The organism is Micromonospora sp. NPDC005206, from assembly GCF_040608175.1.
In the GTDB taxonomy this organism is placed as follows: domain Bacteria; phylum Actinomycetota; class Actinomycetes; order Mycobacteriales; family Micromonosporaceae; genus Micromonospora.
In genome coordinates this window covers 34,651-40,650 of record NZ_JBEXHU010000034.1, presented here as the reverse complement: position 1 = coordinate 40,650, position 6,000 = coordinate 34,651, and the positions used below count along the sequence as shown (strand labels likewise).

General features: G+C 68.9%; 7 protein-coding genes. 4 read left to right on the top strand and 3 right to left on the bottom strand.

Features of this window, described 5'->3' with window-relative positions; all coding sequences use genetic code 11:
• Window positions 1-1,116 (bottom strand): LamG-like jellyroll fold domain-containing protein (locus tag ABZU69_RS34085; RefSeq protein ID WP_354968379.1); only part of this gene is annotated, 1,116 nt, incomplete at its 3' end.
• Window positions 1,117-1,643: 527 nt separating this feature from the next.
• On the opposite strand from ABZU69_RS34085, the gene ABZU69_RS34080 reads away from it, so the two are divergent.
• The gene (locus tag ABZU69_RS34080) at window positions 1,644-3,005 is read left to right on the top strand and encodes a cytochrome P450 (RefSeq protein WP_354968378.1); all 1,362 of its coding nucleotides are present in this window, start codon (window positions 1,644-1,646) and stop codon (window positions 3,003-3,005) included.
• A gap of 14 nt (window positions 3,006-3,019) precedes the next feature.
• Here ABZU69_RS34080 and ABZU69_RS34075 read toward each other — a convergent pair whose 3' ends face one another.
• On the bottom strand, window positions 3,020-3,232 hold the full coding sequence (locus ABZU69_RS34075; protein WP_354968377.1) for a hypothetical protein: 213 nt from the start codon (window positions 3,230-3,232) through the stop codon (window positions 3,020-3,022).
• Window positions 3,233-3,259: 27 nt separating this feature from the next.
• On the opposite strand from ABZU69_RS34075, the gene ABZU69_RS34070 reads away from it, so the two are divergent.
• The 3 genes from ABZU69_RS34070 (at window position 3,260) to ABZU69_RS34060 (ending at window position 5,197) form a co-directional block, all read left to right on the top strand.
• Window positions 3,260-3,412, top strand: a complete 153-nt coding sequence (locus tag ABZU69_RS34070; protein ID WP_354968376.1) for a hypothetical protein — start codon at window positions 3,260-3,262, stop codon at window positions 3,410-3,412.
• 71 nt (window positions 3,413-3,483) lie between these two features.
• A complete protein-coding gene (locus ABZU69_RS34065) occupies window positions 3,484-4,848 on the top strand; it encodes an NAD(P)/FAD-dependent oxidoreductase (RefSeq protein WP_354968375.1) in 1,365 nt (454 codons plus the stop codon).
• Window positions 4,832-5,197, top strand: a complete 366-nt coding sequence (locus ABZU69_RS34060; protein ID WP_354968374.1) for a siderophore-interacting protein — start codon at window positions 4,832-4,834, stop codon at window positions 5,195-5,197. The genes ABZU69_RS34065 and ABZU69_RS34060 overlap by 17 nt, the downstream gene beginning before the upstream one ends.
• On the opposite strand, the gene ABZU69_RS34055 is transcribed toward ABZU69_RS34060, so the two are convergent.
• A complete protein-coding gene (locus tag ABZU69_RS34055; protein WP_354968373.1) occupies window positions 5,160-5,534 on the bottom strand; it encodes a hypothetical protein in 375 nt (124 codons plus the stop codon). The two genes, ABZU69_RS34060 and ABZU69_RS34055, sit on opposite strands and share 38 nt — an antisense overlap.
• Between the last annotated feature and the right edge of the window lie 466 nt (window positions 5,535-6,000).

Here is a 6,000-nt window from a genome sequence, read left to right as displayed (position 1 = left end):
GCTCCCGGTCGGCGAGTCCAGCATCGACCGGACCTCCGCCTGACTCAGCGCCCGGTCGAAGATGTGGAACTCGTCGATGCTCGCGTCCAGGAACGGATCGCCGTACTGCGACCGCCCGATCCACCGGTTACCGGGATTCCCGAGGTTGGCCGGGCTCAGCGTCATGGCCGTGTTCTGGCCAGCCTGCTGACCGTTCACGTACAGCGTGCCGGTCTGCTGGGTGAGCGTGACGGCCAGGTGCACCCACTGGTTGGTCGGCAACGCCGCGTTACCGTCGATCCGTTGCTCCCCACCACCACCGCTGACCGTGATCGCGAACCGCGGCACGTTTCCGGTAACCCCAGCACGCGGAGTCAGGAACATGTTGACCGTGGTGTTCTGACCGAAGTCGAACAGCCGGCTCCAGCTCTGAGTGGCCGCGAGGTTCACCCAGGTGGCGATCGTGAAGTCGGCGAGCTGGCTGATCGCCTCCTGCGGAAGGGTCACATGCTGCGCCCGACTGGGACCATTCAGACGCAGCGCGCTGCCAAAGCGGCCCGGCACCCGGCCAATCTGCGGCTCCTGCGGCTCCTCACCGCCCGGACCGCCATCGCCCATCCGCGCGGTGATCGCGGCCTGGCACGCCGCGAGTTCGCCGACCATCCAGTCGAGCTTGGTCTTGAAGATCGGCTCGCCAAGGTCGGCGTAGCCCTGCGCCAGGGCCGTCATGAAGTGGCCGGCCCAGTGGCCGCTGAGCAGACCGCCGTCCTCCCACCCGCCAGGGACGGAGACGCCCGCCGGGTTCGGCCGACCAGCCTGGTTGTTGAACAGCACAAGGAAGCGCCGCTCGTCGAACTGCCGGAGCCAGGCCTTCATGCGGTCGCGCTTCTCCTGGAGCAGTCCGTCGCCCAGCTTCACCTCCCGCAGCTGGAACGGCCTGACCGGGGCGGTAGCGCCGGGGCCGAGATCGGCCGGGGTCGCGGCGAGCGCGCTCAGGCCTGCTGCCGCCTCGACGGCTGGTGCCGCCTCGGCGGCTGTCGCTGGCAACGCGCCTGCGGTGGCCGCCGCGGCCACACCGATGGCTGATGCCTGAAGAACTTTGCGCCGACTGATGGGGCGCTTGTCGGGTTGGGTCACTTGGAATCGTCCTCACATGTCGGTCGGTACTGACCGCTCGGCCAGCCTCTTGCTCGCGGTCGATCCGCTTGATGGATTGGCCTCGGCCGGGGTGGTCAGCTGTCATGCCGGACGGAGGTAGCGATGACCGAGCGAATGATGGGCCCGGATGACAGCGGTCGGCCAGTAGCGGGCGGGATGCCGCTGGGCGTGTTGGGGTAGTCGCTCAGGGAGTTGTCGACGGTTGGCCCCCGTGGCGGTCCGTCTCGTGTGCAGGTGTCATGCGTGCGGCGCGAGCCCGGCGACTGCAAGGAGGGACGCCGCGGTGCTCGGCGCGTTCCGCCCTCCAAGCCGTGACAAGGCTCGTCGATGGGTTGGCGCTATCTCATCGAAGCTCCTCCACTAAACCGTTGTGCTGGCCCACAGACGCCGGTGCCCGCGGCGGCCCACGGAAGGCGCTGAGTCAGCGGCGGGGGGCCTTGATCACCAACCAATGTGAGCGCTAACTCTAAGGTCGACAGTGCCGTCGGGCAAGCAAAAACGCTCGATTGACACGTGCTGGAAACATCTCTATGTTAGCGCTCAACAGGCCTGGCTGGTCGGCCGTCAGCCGTCCGCTCCGAAGCCAGACACACGACGTGGTGACCAGGCGTGCGCCATCCGACAGGATGCGCAAGGCGACCGGAGCACACAGTGCACTTCCCGCTGATGGAGGCGACGTGGCCACCGAGTTCGGCGTCTCGGAGTTGTGGGATCCGGTGGTGCGCCGTGACCCGCACAGGTTCTACGACCGGGTGCGAGCCACTGGCAAGCCGGTCCTTCAGATCGATCCCGCAGGCAACCGGTTCTGGATGATCGCCGGACATGCCGATGTGCTGGAAGGGCTGCGTCACCCGGCGATCGGACACGAGATTCACCGGCGTTGCCCCGGCGGTAGGCAACCCGCCCGGCACGAACTGTCGGAGGTAGCGAGGATCGAGGCCCGCCAGCTCATCAGCCTTGATCCGCCCGACCACACCCGCCTGCGAGGGCTGGTCAGCGGCGGCTTCACGGCACGGGCAGTGGCCCGGTTGGAGCCGTGGATCAGCCAACTCGCCGACCGGCTGGTCGCGCGGGCGCGCCAGCAGGGACGGATCGACGGGATCGCCGACCTTGCCGACCCGGTGCCGGTCAACGTCATCGCCGAGCTGGTCGGCATTCCGGAACCGGACCGGCCACAGTTCCGCGCCTGGTCGGCGGCGATCGTGTCGGCCAGCATCGACAGCTCGGCCGCCACGCTGGCATTCGCGGCATACCTCGACGAGCTGGCGGCCCGGCGGCGGGCCGTCCCCGCCGATGACCTGATATCGCAACTGGTGGCCCACGAGGAACAGGGCGACCGACTCGACCGGGACGAACTGGTGGCGCTGGTGCAGCTGCTGCTCATCGCCGGCCAGGAGACAACCGTCGACCTGATCAGCAACGGCATTCGACTCCTGCTCACCCATCCCGACCAATGGCAGGCACTGCGGGACGATCCGCTGCTGGCGGCAGCGGTGGTCGAGGAGACACTCCGGTTCCGGGGCCCGGTCGAGATCGTGCCACCGCGATTTGCCCTCGAGGACGTCGAGATAGCTGGTGGGCGGATCCCTGCGTTCGACCGCGTGGGACTGTCGTTGTGGGGAGCCAACCGTGACCCCACAGTGTTCGACCGGCCGCACGTGTTCGACATCCACCGCACCGACGTTCGCAAGCACATCGCCTTCGGGCACGGGATCCACTTCTGCCTCGGCGCCCACCTGGCCCGGCTGGAGAGCCGGATCATGTTCGAACGAATCGCGCAACAGCTTCCTAACCTGCGTCTCGCGGTCGATCCCGCTGTTCTTGACGGCTTTCGTCTACATCACGACGGACTGCCGCTGCAGGTTTGAAGCGGGACGCTCGGTCACGCCGTCCCGCGCACACCAGCGAACACCACCGCACAACGGGAGCTGCTGACCACGTTCATCGCGGCCGCCCGCTCGGGCGACATGACCGCGCTGGAGCGGCTCTTCGCGGCGAACGTGACCAGCCTGTCCGACGGCAACGGCGCGTTGGGCGTCGCCCGCCGGCCGCTGGCGGGAGTGGTACGCGTGGCGAAGTTCCTGAACGCGATCACCTGGTTCTGGGACGGCCTCGATGTGGGGTGGGCGAACACGAACGGCCAGACCTCGCCGTGCTGCGGCGCGACGGCACCTTGGCCGCCGTGCTCATGGTCAGCGCCTCGACCGAGGGCATCAATCACGTGCTGTGGATAATGAACCCCGAGAAGACCGCAGCGGTGTCCGGACTGGCCTGATCCGCCGACGTCACAAACCAGCGCGCTACCTGGTCATATAGGTGTCGACTGCGAGAGAAACAGAGGACACCGTGCGAACGATTCTGGTGGCCGGCGGCGGCTACGCCGGCTTCTACACGGCCTGGAAGCTGGAGAAGAAGCTTCGGCGGGACGAGGCACGGGTCGTCGTGGTCGATCCGCGCCCGTACATGACGTATCAGCCGTTTCTCCCCGAGGTGCTGGCCGGATCGGTCGAGGCGCGACACGCCGCGGTGTCGCTGCGCCGGCACCTACGCCGGGCCACGCTCATTTCGGGTACGGTCGTCGCGGTCGACCATGCACACCGGACGGCTACTGTGCAGCCGGCCGAGGGTCCGGAGTTCGCGCTCGGCTACGACATCATCGTCGTCACCGCCGGCGCGGTGACCCGCAAGCTGGCCATTCCCGGCGTGGCGGAGCAAGCGATCGGTATGAAGCACGTCGAGGAAGCGGTGGCGATCCGGGATCGGCTGCTGACCGCCTTCGACCGGGCGTCGACGCTCGAGCCGGGGCCGCTGCGCCGGCGGCTGCTCACCGTGACGTTCGTGGGCGGTGGGTTCTCCGGCGTCGAGGGCTTCGGTGAGCTGCTGTCCCTGGCGACATCGCTGATGCGGGCGTACCCCGAGCTGAACCCTGCCGAGCTGCAGTTCCACCTGGTGGAGGCCCGGGACCGGATCCTTCCCGAGGTCTCCGACGGACCCGGGCAATGGGTAGTGCGGTCGCTGGAGAAGCGCGGCGCACGCATACACCTCAATGCCCAATTGATCTCCGCGCGCGACGGTCACGTGGTGCTGTCGACTGGGAAGGAGTTCGACTCCGATCTGATCGTGTGGACCGTCGGCAACGCCGCCAATCCGATGGTGCGCAGCCACACCGATCTGCCCATCGACGGGCGCGGGATGCTGATCGTACGAGCCGACCTGCGGGTCGGCACCGAGAGCGACCCGGTGCCGGACGCCTGGGGTGCCGGCGACGACGCGGCGATTCCGGACCTTGCCGTGAGCCGGCCCGGCGCCGTGACGGTGCCGAACGCCCAGCACGCCGTGCGGCAGGGAAAGCTTCTGGCGAGGAACATCGTGGCCAACCTCCGCGGGCGGAAGCCGAAGCAGTACGTGCATCACAGCCTCGGCACCGTCGCCACGCTGGGCCTCGGTCGGGGCATCTTCCAGTACCGGGGCATCGTTATCAAGGGGCTGCCGGCCTGGCTGATGCACCGGGCGTACCACGTCCTCGCCGTACCGAGCTGGGAACGGAAGACCCGGGTGCTGGCGGTTTGGCTGACCGCCGTGGTGTTCGGCCGCGACATCGTCTCGCTGGCCTCGGTGCAGGATCCCCGCCGCGCGTTCGTCACCGGCGACGACCCGGTGGAGCCACCCGCGCAGCCGCCTATCCGGTCCCAGCATGTTCAATCGGCATGACGATGTCGTGCGCAGGTTCGCCGAGGCCTGCCGGCTAGGAGACATCGCCGCGCTCGGGGCGGCCCTGGACGCTGACGCGATCGCGGTGTGCGACGGCGGCGGGCTGCTGCCCGCCGCAATGAGCCCCATTCACGGCGCGGAAGACGTTGCCCAGATGGCCGCGGTCCTGCTGTCCGGGCAACCGGACGCCGAGCTGACCATCGAGGCCGTCAACGGCCGGGCCGGGCTGGCCCTGCGCCGCTCCGGCCAGGCTATCGCGGTGGTCGGCATCAAGACGGCCGACGCCAGGGTCGCCGTCCTCTGGATTGTGCTTAACCCGGCCAAGCTGAGCGGCTGGCACCGCCGTTGATCGTGGTCAGGGTCGCACCGTGCAGGGCCTTCCCGTACGTCGGGTAGGAGCCGGTGACGACTAGGAGTTGCCCGGCGGCAAGGATGATCGCCACGGTGACCACGGCGAGCCAGGCCAGCCGGTCGGGCAGCAGCCGGCCCGCCGATCGGGAGCCGCGGACGGCGGCGGCGACCACGCCGGTGCCGCGCGCGGCCCGCAGCGCGTTGGCGGCGCGGGCGAACCGCAGGAAGGGTACGGCGAGGAAGATCGCCTGCCACCAGTTGCGCTCCGGAACTCGCGGGCGCGGCGGCGGGCCAGCCAGGCACGCAGCGCGAACTCGGCGACGAAGGCCGCCCACAGCGCCCAGCTGGCGGCGGTCAGCACGCCGGTGAGTGGCTGGTCGCGGGTGACGGCTTGGCCGAGCACCAGCAGCAAGAACAGGATGCCGAGTACGCCCATCGGCTTGTCCAGCCGACGGGCGAGACCGTTGAGCCGGTCGTCCTCCTTCTCCTGCCGTGCCAGGCGCGCCCCCTCCTCGCGAGGCGCTTGGTCGGTCATGGTTCTGCCCCGGGGGTCACGCCGGTCCGAGTGCTTCGGATCGACTCGGCATGTGCAACCGGTACCCGCTGCCGTCCCCGTCATACCGCCGTGTCCGGCGGTGTGTGTCGGTGCCTTCGGGTAGGGATCGGGGAACCATGAGAGAGGATTCCCTGATGCCGAGCACCAGATGCTGATGCGGTAGATGTACCCGAAGTCGATCAACGGACCGCGCGAAGCTGGCGGCGGCGATCGACGCCCTCAACGACTGCGCCCAGGCCTGCACC

Excerpts from the sequence above, each read along its gene's own strand:
- ABZU69_RS34060 (WP_354968374.1), top strand. The coding sequence starts at position 4,832 with ATGTTCAATCGGCATGACGATGTCGTGCGCAGGTTCGCCGAGGCCTGC.